Consider the following 19472-nt stretch of genomic DNA (forward strand, 5'->3'; position numbering starts at 1 on the left):
GCAAAAAAGATATAGCGGAAAGCCTGAGCTACTTTTGCCATTAAAAGCAAAAGTAGGTAACGCCCATCTTCTCGATACAATTTCTCGTTCCTCAAAATCACTCGAAGTGACAATTTTAACCTAATAAATCGTCTTCGGTGTCTTGTTTTGGAGCACCATTACCAACGCCTCCAGAATTATCTTCACTAGGTTGATTAGCATCTGCTTTGTAATAGTCTTCAAAAATTTCTTTCATATCGATTCCGTAACGCTCGGCAAAATTCTTTTGAATATCTACGTCTTTAGCACGGATTTCTTGTAAGGCTTCTGCGTAACTACTGTAAACACCTTGCATTACTTTTTCGTGAACTGGTATATTGTCCATCATCTCTTGACGTGCTCTTGCACTTGCTGTGTGCATTGCTGCTAACGTCTCACCAATATGCTCGTCTGTTTTTACTCCTAAATGTTCTAAAATAGACGCAAACTCTTGGTCTGTACGTGCTTTAAGCGCTACTACGTAACCATCGTAGTACTTTAAACGCTCGTCTGTATCTGACTTTAATTTTGCTCGATGCGTCTGTAAATTACTGCGTAAAGACGTTAAAACTTTAATCGTTAAATTATGCTTGTGAACAAAGCTATCTTTTGATGCAGCTAAAGTTGTGTAAGCGTTTTTAAGACCTTCTAATTCTTCTACTTTTTGCTCAAGTTTTGTGACTTTAGCTAACGCTTCTGAGTATTCTGTAGATTGTTTGTCCGCTACTTCTTCTAAAGCTTGACGTGCTTGTTTTAATAATGCGTATTGCTCTTCTAATTTAGATTCGGTTTCGGCTTTTTTCTCTAACGCTTTAGTATGGTTTTTAGATGCTTCTACTATGGCATCTTGTAACTTATCCTCTACTTCTTTAATTTCTACCTCACGGTTTTTTAATCGTGTAATTGCAGCTTGAGATTTGTAAGACAGTTCGCTTAATAAGGTTTGTACATCTGCACTTTCTATACGCTCTTGAAACATTGCTTTTGCTTTGTTATCTGCAGCTGCACGTGTTTTTTCGGCTTCTTTTAAAGTATCTTCGGCTTTTTTGATTTTACTTTTTCTTCCCCAAAGGTTATTCCACCACGTATCTGGTTTGTTTTGTGCGTCTTCAAGTTCGATTTTAGCACGTTCTAAAGCTTTTTGTGCATCGTCTATAACTTTTTGCTCGTCTTCATTTAAAGACGAAAAACGCTCGAAAAGTATACCAACTTCATCTTGATAATCGGTTAAGTCTTTAATTGCATCTAAAAGTGTTGTACGGTCTTTTTCTGCCATGTGAACAACATCATCTAAGGTCGCGTTAAGAATTTTTTGACGACTTTCAGGATCGTCTTCTTGTGCTAGTTTAGACTTCATGGTGTCAATTGCTTTTCCCCAATTAACGTCTACTTTTTCGTTTTTTTCTTGAGAGTTGGTTTCTAATAAGTCAAAATCATCAGACATATATACTTTAATTTAAGGTTGGACAAATTTTCTGTAAGCAATTTCGTTAAAAAATATTAGTTGAAGAAATATTTAATGCTCATAATATTGGTATTATTTGTTATAAAAATGTTACAAATTATTTTTTCTATCGATTGATACTTATCTTTAAAAGAAAACCATAAAAAATGAAAAAACTACTATTTATTACTCTTTCAATGTCTGTTTTATTGACTAGTTGTAAAGAGAATACGAAACAAGAAACGACTTCTGAAATGGCTAAAACAGAAGTAATTGAACAAAAAGAAACCAAAGCTAGCTTAGATTTTACACCAATCACACACGCAACCATGGTAATGAATTATGGTGAAGAAACTATTTACGTAGATCCAACTGGTGGCAAAGCAGCATTTGCTGATTTTAAACAACCTACAATTGTTTTAATTACAGATATACATGGTGACCATTTAAGTATTGATACTTTAAAAGAACTAAATCTTAATGGCACAATAATAGTAGCGCCACAAGCTGTAGTAGATAAGTTTCCTGAAGACTTTAAACCAATGTTTAAAGTGTTGAATAATGGACAAACAGCAGTTGTTAAAGACATTAACATTGAGGCTATACCAATGTATAATTTACGTGAAGAAGCTTTAAAATTTCATGAAAAAGGAAGAGGAAATGGTTATGTATTAACCTTTGGAGATGAACGTGTTTACATCTCTGGTGATACCGAAGATATCCCAGAAATGAGAAATCTTAAAAACATTGATAAAGCTTTTGTATGTATGAATTTACCTTATACAATGCCTATTGAAAGTGCAGCAAGTGCTGTATTAGATTTTAATCCTAAAACCGTTTATCCTTACCATTTTAGAGGTACTGAAGGTTTGAGCGATGTAGAAAAATTTAAATCTATTATAAATGAAGGTAATCCTGATATTAATGTAGAGCTTTTGGAATGGTATCCAAATCAGTAAACAGTTAGCAGTTAGCAGTTAGCAGTTAGCAGTTAGCAGTTAGCAGTTAGCAGTTAGCAGTTAGCAGTTAGCAGTTAGCAGTTAGCAGTTAGCAGTTAGCAGTTAGCAAAATTAAAAATTCTTCAAAAATGAAATTTAGAGAAAAATATTATATTTATATCCTCAACTGTTAAAATGAATGCTCAAATGATTTTAACTATTTTTCTTTTATTTCAAGAAACTACTGATGTAACTTGGTCAGAAAGGCTAGCGGACATATTGTCTTATTCTTTACTAATAGTATTTTGTTTACTAATAATCAGTATTTACAAAATTTTTAAATTGAAAAAAGAAATTAAAATGTTAAAGAATAAAATTTAATTCATAAAAAAGCCTTCCAGTTTGGAAGGCTTTTTTAAACTATCTTACTAGTTTTTTATACTTAATTCGTTTTGGCATTAAATCGCCACCAAGACGTTTTTTCTTATTTTCTTCATAATCACTAAATCCACCTTCGAAGAAGTAAACTTGGCTATCACCTTCAAAAGCTAAAATATGCGTACAAATACGGTCTAAAAACCATCTGTCGTGAGATATAACAACCGCACAACCTGCAAAGTTTTCTAAACCTTCTTCTAATGCACGAAGTGTATTTACATCAAGGTCGTTTGTTGGCTCATCCAATAGTAATACGTTTCCTTCCTCTTTTAAAGTCATCGCTAAATGAAGCCTGTTACGTTCTCCACCAGACAATAATTTTACCTTTTTGTTTTGCTCGCTACCAGAAAAATTGAATCGACTTAAGTACGCACGAGAATTAACTTCTCTTCCTCCCATCATGACTAATTCCTGCTCGTCACTAAAGTTTTGCCAAATTGTTTTTTCAGGATCTATGTTAGAATGACTTTGGTCTACGTAAGCAATCTTTGCTGTTTCACCAACTTTAAATTCGCCCTTATCAGGTGTTTCTTCACCCATAATCATTCTAAAAATTGTGGTTTTACCAGCTCCGTTAGGACCAATAACACCAACAATACCTGCTTGTGGTAAATTAAAGTTTAAGTCTTCGTATAATAATTTATCTCCGTAAGCTTTACTTACTCCGCTAGCTTCAATAACGTTTGTTCCTAAACGTGGACCGTTAGGAATGTAAATTTCAAGTTTTTCGTCTAATTGTTTTTGATCTTGACTCATTAACTTGTCGTAATTCTTTAAACGTGCTTTTTGCTTTGTTTGTCTTCCTTTAGCACCTTGTCTAACCCATTCTAACTCTCGTTCTAATGTTTTTTGACGCTTAGAAGCTGCTTTACCTTCTTGAGCCATTCGTTTAGATTTTTGATCTAACCAAGACGAATAGTTTCCTTTCCACGGGATACCTTCTCCTCTATCTAATTCTAAAATCCAACCAGCAATGTTATCTAAGAAATAACGGTCGTGCGTTACTGCAATAACAGTTCCTTTATATTGTGCTAAGTGATGCTCTAACCAATGTACAGACTCTGCATCTAAGTGGTTTGTTGGCTCATCTAATAATAACACATCTGGCTCTTTTAATAATAATCTACAAAGTGCTACACGACGTCTTTCTCCTCCAGATAAAACACCTATTTTTTTATTGCCTTCAGGAGTACGTAGTGCATCCATAGCAATTTCTAATTTAGTATCTAATTCCCAAGCATTAGAAGCATCGATTTGATCTTGAAGTTCAGCTTGGCGATTCATTAGCTTTTCCATTTTATCTGGATCGCTATAGACTTCTTCTAAACCAAACATATCGTTAATTTTGTTGTATTCATCAAGAATTGCAACTGTTTCTGCAGCACCTTCTTTAACAACTTCTAATACTGTTTTTTCTTCGTCTAATTGTGGCTCTTGTTCTAAATAACCAACTGAATATCCTGGAGAAAAAACAACATCACCTTGATAGTTTTTATCAACACCAGCAATGATTTTTAATAAAGTAGATTTACCAGAACCGTTAAGTCCAAGAATACCAATTTTTGCTCCGTAAAAGAAGCTTAAATATATATTTTTAAGTACTGGTGTATTAGCGCTTTGAAACGTTTTGGTAACACCAGACATTGAGAATATTACTTTTTTATCGTCTGACATATTTTATATCTTATTTTTTATTATTTATTACAATTATACGCGACCTTTAAGTGCGTTAAATACCCATGCGATTGCAAAAAAACCAATTCCTACAGAAGCAAATCCCCAACCAGCAACATCATCATACCTAAAAGCACCAAGTGCTATTAGCGCTAATCCTACTATTATCATTATTATTGTTGCCCATGCTAAGACTGTATTTTTATTCATTGCCATTTTAAATCCTTTTATAGTTTAGTAAAAACAAATATCGTTTATTTTGTAAAAAAAGCAGATAATTTAAGTGCTTTTTTACAATTCTAACACACAAATTTAATTACAAGAGTTACCAATTTGTCTATTATAAATTAATTAAAGTGATTCTCTTTTTTTCTTTATTTATTAATTTTTTAGGGGTTATTTTAGAGAGTTTTCAATTAACATATTATTATAAAAATTAAGGATTCTAAAGTTAATTGTACAAATTACATTTGCAACTTGTTTTATCCTTAAACTACCTTTTTTATATGAATAAAGCCTTACTGTCTTTAGCAATTGGCGGATTTGGAATTGGACTTACTGAATTTGTTATTATGGGAATTCTACCAGATGTAGCAACTGCTTTTGATATTACTATTCCTGTAGCTGGTCATTTTATTTCGGCGTACGCATTAGGCGTTGTTGTTGGTGCTCCTACATTAATAGGTTTTGGAAGCAAGTTTCCTTCAAATAAAGTGCTTTTAGGTTTGATGATTTGGTTTACCGTATTTAATACGCTATCTGCTTTTGCAACTGGCTATAATTCATTCATTATATTACGTTTTTTATCTGGTTTACCACATGGTGCTTTTTTTGGTATTGGTGCTGTTGTTGCTGGTAAATTATCTAAACCTGGTAAAGAAGCACAAGGTATAGCAATTATGTTTAGCGGACTAACCTTTGCTAACCTTTTAGGTGTACCACTAGGTACTTATTTAGGAAAAAACTTTTCTTGGAGTGTATCTTTCTTACTTGTTGGTTTAGTTGGTATTATGGCTGTACTAGGTGTCAAATTTTGGATGCCATTTTTAAAGAATTCTTCTGATAAGAGCTTTTTAGAAGAATTTAAAATCTTTAAACGTACAGAACTTTGGTTAATCATACTTCTAACAACAATTGGAACTGGCGGTTTTTTTGCTTGGTATAGTTATATAGCTCCGTTAATCACAGAAGTGGCTCATCACACTGAGGATATTGTTACCTATGCAATGATATTGGCAGGTTTAGGTATGGTTATAGGTAATTTTGTTGGTGCTAAATTAGCTGAAAAATTCTCGTCGCTTTATGCTGTAACTATTGTATTAATTATGATGGCTATTTGTTTAATCATCAATACATATGCGGCACATGATAAAATAATGGTTTTAGTAATGACTTTTATTATCGGTGTTGTAGCTTTTTCAATTTCAACACCTATACAATTATTGATAATAAAAGCATCAAAAGGCTCTGAAACCTTAGGCTCTTCTTTAAATCAAAGTGCATTTAATATTGGTAATGCATCTGGTGCGTATTTTGCAGGACTACCAATTGCAATGGGTTACGGTTATACCTCTGCAGATTGGGTTGGAGCTGCTATGGCTGGTACAGGAATTCTTCTTGCGGGGATCATTATTCTAATTAGAAAACATAAATAAAAAAAGCACTCTTTTTAGAGTGCTTTTTTTATAAATTATACTTTAAAAATGTGTTAGCTCATCGGTACTTCGATGAACAATAGCTGAGTTTCCTCAGTGGTTTTTAAAGTGAAATCTTTTGTATCATAAATACCTATTGCGTCTCTTGATTCTAATTGATTATTTTCTACTGAAAAACTTCCAGAAATGGTCATAATGTAAACACCATGATTTTCACTTATCAAATTATAAGTAAAAGACTCATCTTTTGATAAATCAATTCTTGACAACTTAGCATTTTGATGAATTTTTAAACCTTCGTCATTATTATCTATAGACGATACTAAGGTTTGTAATTTACCTTGCCTATCTTCTGCATTAAAATGTTTTTGATCGTAACGTGGGTTTACATTTTTTTTATCAGGAAATATCCAAATTTGAAATAAATTTAAATACTCGTCTGTTTTGGCGTTCATTTCAGAATGTTGAACGCCACTTCCAGCGCTCATTACTTGTACTTCACCTGTTTCAACCATTTCCCACTTATTTCCCATAGAATCTTTATGCTTTAAAGTTCCTTTTAAAGGAATGGTAATAATTTCCATATTATCATGTGGATGTGTACTAAATCCCATACTAGGAGCTATAATGTCGTCATTTAAGACTCTTAAAGCTCCAAATTGAACTTTTTCTGGGTTAAAAAAATTAGCAAAACTAAAACTATGATTAGCTTGTAACCATCCGTGGTTTGCATATCCACGATCTTCTGCTTTGTGTACAATTGTTTTCATTTTTTTCTTTTCTTTTAGCAATATTTTCCCAATATTAATTCCTCATTTTATCTAATAAGTCACTAAGTTGGTTAGCTTCTTCTTCGTTTAAATTTTTTAATAAATTTAATTGTGGACTTTGCGGATCTATTTTTTCTAATAATTCTAATCCTTGTTTAGTAATACCAATCAAAACAACACGTCTATCACCTTCAAAAGGGATGCGTTCTATTAAATTTTTATCACATAATTTATCGGTAAGTCGTGTTAAGTTAGGCGCACGTTCTACCATACGTTCTTTAATAGTTTGTACCTTAATTGGCTGTTTAGCGCCTCTTAAAATTCTTAAAATATTATATTGTTGTGGAGACAATCCAAACTGTTTAAAAAATTCATTTTGATGACTAGAAATCCAATTTGCAGTATATAGAATATTAAGCATAGCCTTAACTCTATTATCTTTAAAAGATGAATTTATAGCTTCTGAAAAACTTGACATATTATTATTTATTTAAAACTGATGTTAATTTATCTACCGCCTGCTTTAATTCTTCATTTAATGTATGATCAATAATTTTTTCATCTTTAAAATTATCATTGAAAGATGGTAAATTAAATGTTGAAACAATCTCTGCCGAATGTCTTGGAAACCTTTCTTCACCCATACTAAAAGACGAAATTGCAGCTCTTGCTCCTGGTGAAGTACTCATTAAAAGTAAAGGTTTGTTAAAAAAGAAATTTAACTCTATTCTAGATAACCAATCCATTAAACTCTTAAAAACTGCTGTGTAAGCATTATTATGCTCTGCAAGAGAAATTATAAAAGCATCTGCAGTCTTTAACTTTTCTAAAAACAACTTCACGTTTTCAGGAAAACCTGACTCCTTTTCAATATTTACACTATATGTTGGTAATGGATAGTCATTAAGGTCTAAAATTTCAACCTCAAAACCATTAGTTAATTTAGAAGCATATGTTACTAATTGCTTATTTATAGATGTTTTACTATCACTTCCTGCAAAAGCTATTATTTTTTTCATTGTAAATATCTTTTTGTTTGTTAATACAAAATTAGGAAATATAAATTTATATTCCAAGGAATATATTTACAACGGTAACATTTTATGAATTAATTAACGTATTACATTTTTTGTATTAAAAAGCATTTACTTTTTGTAAATTCGTGAAAAAATGACATTCTATGGATTTAAACTTCAATAAAAACGAAGATCACAATAAATTATTAGTCTCAGAACTAAAGAAAAAATTAGCTAAAGTAAAGCTTGGTGGCGGAGAAAAGCGTATTACTAAACATCATGAAAAAGGCAAACTTACAGCAAGAGAACGTATTGATTATCTTTTAGATAACAAAAGAAAATCTATTGAAATTGGAGCATTTGCAGGAGAAGACATGTATAAAGAACATGGTGGTTGTCCTTCTGGTGGCGTTGTTGTAAAAATAGGTTACATAAGTGGTAAACAATGTATCGTTGTTGCTAACGATGCTACAGTTAAAGCTGGTGCATGGTTCCCGATTACAGGAAAGAAAAACTTGCGCGCGCAAGAAATTGCTATAGAAAACCGATTACCAATTATCTACCTTGTAGATTCTGCTGGTGTTTATTTACCAATGCAAGACGAAATTTTCCCAGATAAAGAACATTTTGGTCGCATCTTTAGAAACAACGCGGTAATGAGTAGTATGGGAATTACACAAATTGCTGCTGTTATGGGAAGTTGTGTTGCTGGTGGCGCTTACTTACCTATTATGAGTGATGAAGCTTTAATTGTAGACAAAACCGGAAGTATATTTCTTGCTGGTAGTTATTTAGTAAAAGCTGCAATTGGCGAAAGTATAGATAACGAAACTCTTGGCGGTGCAACTACGCATTGCGAAATTAGTGGCGTTACAGACTATAAAGCTGCAGACGATAAAGATGCTTTAGATAAAATTAAGCGAATTGTAGATAAAATTGGTGATTATGATAAAGCTGGTTATAATCGTATAGATGCTAAAAAACCTAAAGATAATCCAGAAGATATTTATGGGATTTTACCAAGATCTCGCGCCGATCAATATGATATGAAAGAAATTATCAAACGATTAGTAGATAATTCTGAATTTGATGAATATAAAGAAGGTTACGGACAAACCATTATAACTGCCTACGCGCGTATTGATGGTTGGGCTGTAGGTATTGTAGCCAACCAACGTACATTGGTAAAAACTAAAGGCTCTAAAACCAAACCAACCGAAATGCAATTTGGTGGAGTAATCTATAATGATAGCGCAGATAAAGCAACCAGATTTATTGCTAATTGTAACCAGAAAAAAATTCCGTTAGTGTTTTTACAAGATGTTACCGGTTTTATGGTTGGTAGCAAAAGTGAACATGGCGGTATCATAAAAGATGGTGCCAAAATGGTTAATGCAGTTAGTAATTCTGTTGTTCCAAAATTTACAATTGTAGTTGGTAATAGTTATGGTGCTGGTAACTACGCAATGTGTGGTAAAGCTTATGATCCTACTTTAATCGCTGCTTGGCCAAGTGCAGAGTTAGCAGTTATGAGTGGTAATAGCGCTGCAAAAGTTTTATTACAAATAGAAACTGCTTCTTTAAAGAAAAAAGGCGAAGACATTACTAAAGAAAAAGAAGAAGAATTATTTAATAAAATAAAAGCAAAATACGATAATCAAGTATCACCTTATTACGCTGCAGCACGTATTTGGACAGATGCAGTTATAGATCCGTTAGATACAAGAACATGGATAAGTATGGGTATAGAAGCAGCTAACCACTCGCCTATCGAAAAACCTTTTAATATGGGTGTTTTACAAGTTTAATTAATGAAAAAACGTCCCATTTTATCTGCTTTAGGAGTATTGTTTATAGCTTTTTGTTTGTATCAAGTTTATGTGTTTTACTTTGCTACAAACGATAACATTCAATCCATATATTTAGTACCGATAGATGCGGTTTATGTTATCGAAACCGATCAACCTGTAGATAATTGGGCTACCATTAGTGAAAGTGACATTTGGCAACATCTAAACACTAACGACTATTTTAATACGCTTGCTAAAAATCTAAACAAACTCGATTCTATTTTTAAAGAAAAAGAATCGGTTTTTAATCGTATTGGTAACAGAGATGTGTTAGTTTCTGCTCACGTGTATGCGCCAAAAAAGTATGGCTTTTTTTATGTAGTCGACCTACAAAAACTATCACGGTTAAATGTATTAAAATCGCATTTAAATACAGTTGTAAATAACAATTACAAAGTGAGTAAACGAGATTATAAAACTCATGAAATCACTGAAGTTTACGATAACAAAACACACGAAACGCTATACATAAGTTTTATTAAAAATCAAATGATTGCGTCCTACGTGCACACGTTAGTAGAAGCCTCTATTGATCAATATTTAGAACCAGAAATTGGTCGAAATCTTAATTTTTTAGAGGTTAAAAAAGAAGTCGACGGTGATGATATGTTTCGTCTATATTTTCAATATGATTATTTAGATGAATTTGTCAAAGTATTCTCCAATAAACCAAACACACTAACCACATCAATTAGTAAAAGTTTAGCGTTTAGTGGCTTTAGTTTCGATTTAAATAAAAATATCATTACCGCAAATGGAATTACAAATGTTAATCCAAATGCTGGTATCTACCTTAAAGCCTTACAAAAATCAGGTAAAGGCGGACGTAGTATTACCGAAATAGCACCAAAACAAACCGCTTTATATCTTAGCTTTGGTTTCAGTCGTTTTTCTGAATTTTATGAAAATTTTGAGACGCTTCAAAAAGAAAATCCAGAACAATTTAAATCTTATAGCAAAGGTATCGAGCAAGTCGAAAGTTTCCTTAAAATAAACATAAAAAGACACTTTATAAATTGGGTTGATGACGAAGTGGCTTTGCTTCAATTACATTCGTCGGTTTCGCAATCTAAACAAGATGTCGCTTTAGTTTTAAAAGCAAAACATAAAGATGATGCTAAAGAAAATTTGGGTTTTGTTTTAGAACAAATTAGAAAACGAAGTCCTGTAAAATTTAAGGAAATAAACTACAAAGGTTACGCTATTAATTACATGCAAATTAAAGGCTTTTTTAAACTGTTTTTAGGCGGATTATTTGAAGATATTGAAAAGCCTTACTTCACTATTATTGACGATTATGTTGTGTTTAGCAATCATCCAAACACGCTTAAAAGTATTATAAACACTTACATTGATAAAGAAACGCTTACTAATTTTGAAGCTTTTAAAGACTTTGAAGATCGGTTTGAAAATAGATCTAGTGTTTTTACCTACATTAACACGACAAGTTTATATAATTCGGCTTACCAATTTGTAGATAATGACACAAAAAAACAACTAAAAGCTAACAAAGATTACTTTATTTGTTTTTCTCAAATTGGATTACAATTAACACCTGAAAACAAGTTTTTTAGCAGTAAAATTGTTATTCAATACGATGACTTAGAATCTGTGAAAAACAATTTCACCTTTAAAGAAGAAAAGCAATACACTTCATCTTATTCCATAGAAATTACCGAAGAAAATTTAGATAAAAACACAGTATTTAATGTTGCTGAATTATATCCAACAGACCTTACCGCAAAAACGTTCACCAAAAACTACGCTAACGGAAAACCACATATTATAGTTGAACTTAAAGACGGTTTAAAACACGGTAAATACCAAGAATTTTATCCAAATGGTATTTTAAAAATTAGCGGTAAATACCGAAAAGACAAACAAGTCGGACTTTGGAGAGCTTACAATCTAAACGAAGATTTAGTCTACAAAGACAGACTGTAAACTGCTATAGTTTAAAATGTGTTCTTAAATACGCGTAAGCATCTTCTATAGTATCAAAAATATGTGCTTCAGATATTAAATCTGGTACAATATCTATTGATATTAATTTATCTTTTGGTTGTTCTTGTACAGCTGTTAAAAGCACTTGTATACCACGTTGTTCTAAATCTAACACTGCATTTTCTAAAGCATATAAGCCTGATTGGTCAATATATGGTACACGATCTAATCTAATAATTAACGCCTTTACTTGTTCTGGAATGTTTGCGATTTCATCTTGAAAATGAGAGGTAAATCCAAAAAATAACGGTCCGTAAAGGTGTTTAATGTATACTTTGTCCTTATGCGCTTCGTAAAACTCTTTTTCATCTTGCCAAGGTTTTTCTCCATCAAAACCAGCCAAAGTACCAACTTCCATGCCTTTTTCACCTATGTCACTAGCGCGTTTCATAAATAATAAAGAGGCTAATAATAACCCAATTCCTACTGCTTGTATTAAACTACCAAATGTGGTAATTAATAAAACAATTATTAAAACTACAGCATCTGCTCTTGGTACAACTAGTAAATGCTTTAAGCCTTTAACATCAATAATTTTAAAAGCTATAGGGATTAATAATCCAGCTAAAACCGATAACGGAATAAACGCTGCTAACTTACCTAAACCAAGTAAAACCGCTAATAAAAACAACCCATGTGTTGCGCCAGATAATCTTGTGCGTCCGCCAGAATTTATATTTATCACCGTTCCTTTAGTTGCGCCAGCACCAGGAATACCACCAAAAATTGCAGCAATTGAGTTACCAATTCCTTGACCAATTAATTCGCGATTACTATTGTGTTTTGTTTTGGTCATATTATCTGCAATAACCGAAGTTAATAACGAATCTATCGAGCCTAAAACAGCTAAAACCAAAGCGTATTCTAACACTAAAGCGTAAGCACTAGCATCTACAGAAAACAATCCAGAAACTTGTAAACTTGGTAAACCTGAAGGAATTTCGCCAATAATTGGTACGTCCCATTTTAATAAAAATGATAATACAGATGAAAAAATTAAAGCAACCAAAGCACTAGGAATCGCTTTTGTTATATACGGGAAAACAAAATAAACAATAATTGTTATGACACCTAAAACTAAAGCTTGCCAATTAAAATCTGAAAACAATCTAGGTAAATCTTGCATCACCAACCAAGTTGATTTTTCTGAATCTAAGCCTACAAATGGGAACAACTGAAGGATAATTATTATTAATCCTACGCCACTCATAAACCCAGAAACTACTGGATAAGGAAAGTATTTAACGTAACCTGCAATGTTTAAAAATCCAAAAACAATCTGAAAAATTCCGCCTAATAAAAATGTAAGAATTATGATTGGCATTGCAGCTTCCAAACTACCGGTAATTTCTATGGAAGCAGCAACTAATGCTGCAGAAACAACCGTCATTGGACCAGTTGGTCCACTTGCTTGTGTAGCTGTACCACCAAAAATAGCAGCAAAAATACCAACAGCTATTGCTCCATAAAGTCCTGCAATTGCACCTAAACCAGATTGTACACCAAATGCTAATGCTAAAGGTAAAGCAACTACACCAGCTACTAATCCGCCAGTTAAATCTCCTTTTAAGTTTTTAAAATCGTAAAATTTAGAACTCATAGATTGTATTTTTAGTTAGACCATAAAAATAAATGATTAAAAATTAAAAATACAATCTAATTCTAAATTCATTATACAATTAATTAAAATGTTTGTGTTTTTGCGAGTCTAATAAATTCTGCACGATAACCGTTTTTATCTTCTCCTCTTCCCTTTTCTGCTAATTGAATCACTAATTCTTGAGATGCGTTATTGTAAAACTGAGATTGTCTTAATTGCATACCAAATAAAGCAACTGCACTAGCAAAGTTCATGTTTTCGGAAGCTTCTGTTGTTTCATCTTTTTGAACATGAACCATCTCTATGCTCGTATCTTCGTCTGGTTTTTTGTATCTAAATTTTACTGTAAACAACTCGTCAGAATAATTGTTAATCGCTTTTTTGTCTGTGTATTTTAAATCAATTTCATCTTTAATAAATTCGCTTTTTACACCAACAGGAATCACTTCATAAAGTGCTGTAACGGTATGTCCTGCGCCTAATTCGCCTGCATCTTTAGTATCATCAATAAAATCTTCGTCTGCTAATAATCTATTTTCATAGCCAATTAAACGGTAAGCTTGTACTTTATTTGGATTAAATTCTACTTGTAATTTTACATCTTTTGCAATGGTAAATAACGTTCCGCCAAATTCACTTTCAAAAATACGTCTAGCTTCTTGCATTGTATCTATGTAAGCGTGATTACCGTTACCTTTATCGGCTAAAATTTCTAATTTAGAATCTTTGTAATTTCCATAACCAAAACCTAAAACCGAAAGAAATACGCCAGATTTACGTTTTTCAGTAATTAAATCTTCCATATCTTGATCTGAAGATGCGCCAACATTGAAATCACCATCGGTTGCTAAAATCACTCTGTTATTGCCTTTTTTATTAAAGTTTTCTTGTGCTAATTTGTATGCTAATTGTATACCTGCGCCACCAGCTGTAGAACCGCCGGATTCTAAATTATCTAAAGCCTCAATAATTTTATCTTTATGTTTACCAGATGTTGGTTTTAAAACAACTCCTGCTGCTCCAGCATAAACCACGATAGATACTTTGTCTTTTTCTCTAAGCTGATTTACTAATAATTTAAATGCTTTTTTTAATAATCCTAGCTTATTTGGACTTCCCATAGAACCAGATACATCAATTAAAAATGTAAGATTTGCTGCAGGTAAATTTTCATTTTCATAAATTTTACCTTGTAATCCAATTTTAACCAATTTTGTGTCTTGATTCCATGGTGTTTTTGCGACTTCTGTATGGATAGAAAATGGATGCTCGTCTTTTGGTTGCGGATAATTATAATTGAAATAATTTATCATTTCTTCAATTTTTACAGCATTTGCTGGCACAAATTGACCATTATTAATTAAGCGTCTTACGTTACTATAACCTGCTTTATCAACATCTATTGAAAATGTTGATAATGGCGAAGTACTTACAGTTTTAAACTTGTTCTCGTGAATTTTTGTGTAGGATTCGTTTTCAATACTTTCTATATCTGGTAGTACATAATTGCTATTTTTAGTTTTTACAAAAACCACTCCGTATTTTCCCTTGTCTCCATAAAGTGCTTGACCAACAAAATTTTTAGCAACTTTAACTTCTGATACTTTTCTTGCTTTAATAGTATTTAAATCGTCTTTGCTAGAAATTTTTCCGTCAATAACATATAAGGGATCTCTATTCCCTGTTAATGAATTATAACCTCTAATTCTAATATTAGCTGTATTACCAGGTTGTCCAGAAGAATTTATTACAGCTACACCTGCAACTTGTCCACTTAAAGCTTGTACCACATTAGAAGATTCTTGCTGTTTATTACTTACTAATTGACTAGCATTTTTTATTCTTTCTTTTTTTACACGATGTCTAGTTGTACCATAACCAACTACAATAACTTCGTCTAAATTATTATCTGGTACCATACTAACATTTATTGTATTAGAAGATCCTACTGTAACTTCTTTTGTATTGTAACCAACGTAACTAAATACTAATATATCTCCTACTTGTGCTGTAATAGAGTAATTTCCGTCAAAATCGGTTTGAATGCCATTTGATGTTCCTTTAACTAAAACGGTTGCAGATGGTAAAGGCAATCCATTCTCATCAGAGACAACACCGCTTATTATTTTTTCTTGTGCTTGTATTTGTACTATTGTAAAAAGTACTAAAATTGATTTTAAAAATAGTTTCATAATTTGATGGTTTATTTTTTAATAACTTCGATTAATTCTGGTAGTAATGAAATAGCTGTTAAAAGCACAATACTATTATCTTTAGTTTTTGCGCCGTTAGCTTTTAAGGTTTCAACAATTTCTTCTGTTGCACTCGTTTGTTCTTTAGCGTCTGGATTTCTTATCATAACTAAAATGTTATGAGACTTTGTATTGAAACTTGAATTTGCATGAGAATAAGCTTCTTCTATTCCATCGTCATACTCTTCGATGATATTCTTCTTTACATCACTTAATGCATGAAGAATTTTTTTAAGTGATTTTGGTGATTGGTTGTCTAATAATAATCCGTTTTGACCTGAATAAACAACTATTGAAAGCTTATCTTCTTTACTTAATCTATCTGATAAAAATTTAAAAGCCTGCTTTAATATAATTTCATCTTCATCAGAAAAATTTGAAGTCGTTGTTTCTAATAAAAAAGTAACTTGGTAGTTTAATTGGGTTACTTCTTCTTCATAATCTTCGTCATCTTCGTTATTATTTTCCGATTGCAAAGGAAAATTGTCTGCTACAAATGAAATTAGATTATCAAGTTTTAAAGATTTAGTTGTTAGCGTTGTTTCTTGTGCATTAATGACCGTTAAAAACAGAAATAATACTAATGATAGAATTGTTTTCATAATCCTTGGTTTTAAAGTTTATAACTAAACTATAATCAAACCAATGCTTATAAAACAACTATTGAGTAAAGTGTGTTTTTTGTTGAGGGAAGTCTACTTTTGAAATAGTTGCAATGTTTTACCTCTGTTTATTTTTCCGGAAGATGTTTCGATAAATTTATCTACAGTGTAGATATTTTTAGGCATTTCTAGCTTAGATAACCCTTTTAAATCTGAAGGTTTTAAGTTGAAATCTTTATCTTCTACAACAAGTATAACTTGCTCTCCAAACTTATCATTATTTTCTTTTGAAATAAAAAATCGTGAAGCTATTTGTGGCTGTAATTTGGCTTCAATCTGTTCTGGAAACAGTTTTACACCACCAGAATTAATCACGTTGTCTTTGCGTCCTAACCATTCAAAAGTTGTAGCAGAATGTAATTTTACAACATCGTTTGTTTCTATTGTTTCCTCTAAAATATTTGATGCATCAATAACTAAACATTGCGATTTATTTTGTGAAATTTTAATGTTTGGTAAGGTCTCAAAATAAGACGCTTCAACAGTATTAAAATCCTTATCTGTATTGAAGTTATTTAGCTTTTTTACTGCAACATGAGTAATGGTTTCGGTCATTCCATAAGTTTCATAAGCATTCACTTTTAAATTTTGAAGCTTTTCTTTTAATTGATAATTTACCGAAGCGCCACCAATTATTAACGTGTTAATATGATCTAATCTTTGTATTGCTTTTTGTACTTGAATAGGTATCATTGCACAAAAATCGTAGTGTACTTCATTATCAAAAATTGGATTTGTTTTTGGTTCTATAACTTCAATTTCTAAACCTAAAATTAGTGCACGGACTAACATCATTTTTCCTGCTATATAATTTGCAGGAAGACACATTAAGGCTGTATTACCTGGTTCTAACCCAAAATAATCTCCTGTAGCTATTGCAGAGTTAACCATTGCTTGCTTACTTAAACTTATGGTTTTAGGCTGACCTGTAGACCCTGAAGTTTTTACATCGATAAACTCGCTATCATCTTGCCAATGATTTAAAAAGTCTCCTATTTGTTTTTCAAAATCTAAGCCTTCTTTAATAAAACTATAAGCGACTTCTTTTAAATCTTCAAAATTGTAATGTGTACCGTTTAACTTAAAACGATTATGAATGTTTTTATACGTTGGTGTCATTGCCAATATCTGTAGTTATATCTAATTCTGGAGCTTCAACTTTACCAAATAGTCTTTCGTTCCAGTTATTCCATTTATACATTTTAGAAAAAATAAATAATAGAATTGGAAACACTATAAACACCGGAACAAAGATTTCTCCTAAAGCCATTTCACCAGGTTCTGAAATGTCTTTTAAAATAGAATCTGTTTGTAAAGCTGTCCAATCTGCAGTTACCAGTAATGCTGTAAACAAGTTATTTGCTGCGTGAAAACCAAGTGCAAGCTCCATACCTTCGTCCATTAAAGTTATGATTCCTAAGAAAAACCCTGTACCTATATAATATACCATAATAACATAACCTAGTTTTTCTACTTCTGGATTAGCAATGTGCATTACACCGAAAATTACTGAAGTAATTACAAGTGGTAACCATCTATTTCTTGCAACAACACCAATACCTTGCATTAAATAGCCTCTAAATAAATATTCTTCAAAACTGGTTTGAAATGGTAGCAACACGATACCGATAACTGCTAAAACTAAGAATTTTTGTAAATCGAAATTCCACACATAATCTTCTGGTGTTAATTGATAATCTAAAATCACCATAGCAGAAGAAATAATTCCCCAAAAGAAAAACGAAAAGAATACACGCTTCCAATCTACTTTTGCTCTAGCTGTTGTTAATGAAGTAAAGGATTGTTTATGAATAAATTTAACAACTAAAAATAAACTTATAAGACCAATTAAAAACGAGATTAACATTAATACCAAAAAGCTATTTTGACCTAAAAGATCTACCAATCCTGCTATATCTGTTGGCGTATTATTTAAATCTCCACCTTGTTTAACAATTGCTAATACTAATGCAATCATTAAAGGTATAGCGCCAACAAACTGCCAAGCAACTAGTATTATTAATAATCCAACAATATAACGCCATACATCATGCTTAGCGTAAAAGGCTTGTTTTATATAATCCATAGGTAAAAATTAAAGTCCCAATTTAAATTTGTATTGTATTGCAATGTACCATTTTTTACTGTTAATGGTGAAGAAATATTGTTGGTAAATAAGCTACCTGTACCTAAACCTTGAGGCATTGTGACTCCTTTTAAATATGTGTATTGTGCAATAGCGTTAAGTCCAACGTTACTTTCTAAAGCACTAGTAATCCACCAACCAATATTTTGCTTTTCAGCAAGGGTAATCCATGTGTTGCTACCTTTAAATCCGCCAATAAAACTTGGTTTTAAGATGATATATTGTGGATTGATTACACGCAATAGTTCCTGCTTTTTATCATCGTTAAAAACACCTATTAATTCTTCATCTAAAGCAATTGGAAGTGGCGTGTTTTCACAAAGTTTTGCCATGTCTTCCCATTGCTTCGGTTGTATTGGCTGCTCAATAGAATGTAATTTATAGTCAGATAGGCGTTTAAGTTTTTCTAAAGCAGAATCAATACTAAAAGCACCATTAGCATCCACTCTTATTTCTATATCGCTTTCGCTGAAATTTTGCCTAATCCCTTTTAAAATATCAAGTTCAGTTTGAAAATCTATAGCGCCAATTTTCAACTTTATACAATCAAAACCATCTGCTATTTTTTGTTTGATTTGTTGATTCATAAAGGACTTATCGCCCATCCAAATTAATCCGTTAATCGGAATAGAGTCATTACCTTTTGTAAAATTAGATGGAAACAAGACAAAAGGGTCTTTAGCTTCTAGGCTTTTAAAAGCCATTTCTAATCCAATTTGAATGCTAGGAAATTCTTCATTTTCAGTATAAAGAACATCTAAACCTTTTTCTATATTATTACACGTGTATTGTAACTGTGCTTCGTAATCTGGTCTATCGTCTGCACTTAAACCTCTTAAAATTCCGCATTCACCAATACCTTGCTTACCATCATTTTCTATAATTATAAACCAAGTTTCTTTGGTTTTTAAAATACCTCTAGATGTACCACTAGGCACTTTAAAATTTAAAATATGTTTTTTGTAGGTTGCTTTCATAAAGTTAGTTTCAAAAATAGGTAATTAT

The 19472-nt window shown here is 31.8% G+C and carries 16 protein-coding genes; 4 read left to right on the forward strand and 12 right to left on the reverse strand.

What is annotated here, in order from left to right:
- Positions 1-115 precede the first annotated feature (115 nt).
- Positions 116-1462, reverse strand: coding sequence for a microtubule-binding protein (locus INR78_RS12915; protein WP_223076845.1), 1347 nt, complete (start codon positions 1460-1462; stop codon positions 116-118).
- A 167-nt stretch (positions 1463-1629) separates the two neighbouring features.
- Between INR78_RS12915 and INR78_RS12920 the strand changes: the two genes are divergently transcribed.
- A complete protein-coding gene (locus INR78_RS12920; protein ID WP_223076846.1) occupies positions 1630-2421 on the forward strand; it encodes an MBL fold metallo-hydrolase in 792 nt (263 codons plus the stop codon).
- Positions 2422-2820: 399 nt separating this feature from the next.
- On the opposite strand, the gene ettA is transcribed toward INR78_RS12920, so the two are convergent.
- Both ettA and INR78_RS12930 read right to left on the reverse strand, forming a co-directional pair.
- Positions 2821-4512, reverse strand: coding sequence for an energy-dependent translational throttle protein EttA (gene ettA, locus INR78_RS12925; protein ID WP_223076847.1), 1692 nt, complete (start codon positions 4510-4512; stop codon positions 2821-2823).
- A 33-nt stretch (positions 4513-4545) separates the two neighbouring features.
- Entirely contained in the window at positions 4546-4728 is a 183-nt protein-coding gene (locus INR78_RS12930; protein ID WP_223076848.1) for a CAL67264 family membrane protein, read from the reverse strand.
- Positions 4729-5018: 290 nt separating this feature from the next.
- Between INR78_RS12930 and INR78_RS12935 the strand changes: the two genes are divergently transcribed.
- Entirely contained in the window at positions 5019-6167 is a 1149-nt protein-coding gene (locus INR78_RS12935; RefSeq protein WP_223076849.1) for an MFS transporter, read from the forward strand.
- Positions 6168-6220: 53 nt separating this feature from the next.
- Here INR78_RS12935 and INR78_RS12940 read toward each other — a convergent pair whose 3' ends face one another.
- Genes INR78_RS12940 through INR78_RS12950 form a run of 3 tightly spaced genes read right to left on the reverse strand, consistent with a single transcriptional unit; the run spans position 6221 to position 7956 of the window.
- A complete protein-coding gene (locus tag INR78_RS12940; protein WP_223076850.1) occupies positions 6221-6937 on the reverse strand; it encodes a pirin family protein in 717 nt (238 codons plus the stop codon).
- Positions 6938-6971: 34 nt separating this feature from the next.
- Positions 6972-7415 carry a MarR family winged helix-turn-helix transcriptional regulator gene (locus INR78_RS12945; protein ID WP_106678009.1) on the reverse strand — a complete coding sequence of 148 codons (444 nt, stop codon included), beginning with the start codon at positions 7413-7415 and terminating at the stop codon, positions 6972-6974.
- A gap of 4 nt (positions 7416-7419) precedes the next feature.
- On the reverse strand, positions 7420-7956 hold the full coding sequence (locus INR78_RS12950) for an NADPH-dependent FMN reductase (protein WP_223076851.1): 537 nt from the start codon (positions 7954-7956) through the stop codon (positions 7420-7422).
- A gap of 161 nt (positions 7957-8117) precedes the next feature.
- Between INR78_RS12950 and INR78_RS12955 the strand changes: the two genes are divergently transcribed.
- Complete coding sequence (locus INR78_RS12955; RefSeq protein ID WP_223076852.1) at positions 8118-9761, forward strand: acyl-CoA carboxylase subunit beta; 1644 nt, start codon at positions 8118-8120, stop codon at positions 9759-9761.
- 3 nt (positions 9762-9764) lie between these two features.
- Positions 9765-11747 (forward strand): DUF3352 domain-containing protein, encoded by a 1983-nt coding sequence (locus tag INR78_RS12960; protein WP_223076853.1) that lies wholly within the window; start codon positions 9765-9767, stop codon positions 11745-11747.
- Between the two features lie 4 nt (positions 11748-11751).
- Here the strand turns inward: INR78_RS12960 and INR78_RS12965 are convergent, their stop codons facing one another.
- The 6 genes from INR78_RS12965 to INR78_RS12990 form a co-directional block, all read right to left on the reverse strand.
- Positions 11752-13407: a SulP family inorganic anion transporter gene (locus tag INR78_RS12965; protein ID WP_223076854.1), complete on the reverse strand. Its 1656-nt coding sequence runs from the start codon at positions 13405-13407 to the stop codon at positions 11752-11754.
- 83 nt (positions 13408-13490) lie between these two features.
- Positions 13491-15599, reverse strand: a complete 2109-nt coding sequence (locus tag INR78_RS12970) for a VWA domain-containing protein (protein ID WP_223076855.1) — start codon at positions 15597-15599, stop codon at positions 13491-13493.
- Positions 15600-15610: 11 nt separating this feature from the next.
- Positions 15611-16261: a hypothetical protein gene (locus INR78_RS12975; RefSeq protein ID WP_223076856.1), complete on the reverse strand. Its 651-nt coding sequence runs from the start codon at positions 16259-16261 to the stop codon at positions 15611-15613.
- 93 nt (positions 16262-16354) lie between these two features.
- Positions 16355-17440 (reverse strand): AMP-binding protein, encoded by a 1086-nt coding sequence (locus INR78_RS12980; protein WP_223076857.1) that lies wholly within the window; start codon positions 17438-17440, stop codon positions 16355-16357.
- Positions 17424-18407, reverse strand: coding sequence for a CPBP family intramembrane glutamic endopeptidase (locus INR78_RS12985; protein ID WP_223076858.1), 984 nt, complete (start codon positions 18405-18407; stop codon positions 17424-17426). The genes INR78_RS12980 and INR78_RS12985 overlap by 17 nt, the downstream gene beginning before the upstream one ends.
- Positions 18395-19444: an o-succinylbenzoate synthase gene (locus INR78_RS12990; RefSeq protein ID WP_223076859.1), complete on the reverse strand. Its 1050-nt coding sequence runs from the start codon at positions 19442-19444 to the stop codon at positions 18395-18397. Before INR78_RS12990 ends, INR78_RS12985 begins: the two co-directional genes overlap by 13 nt.
- Between the last annotated feature and the right edge of the window lie 28 nt (positions 19445-19472).

This window comes from Mesoflavibacter sp. SCSIO 43206, from assembly GCF_019904215.1.
GTDB lineage: Bacteria > Bacteroidota > Bacteroidia > Flavobacteriales > Flavobacteriaceae > Mesoflavibacter > Mesoflavibacter zeaxanthinifaciens.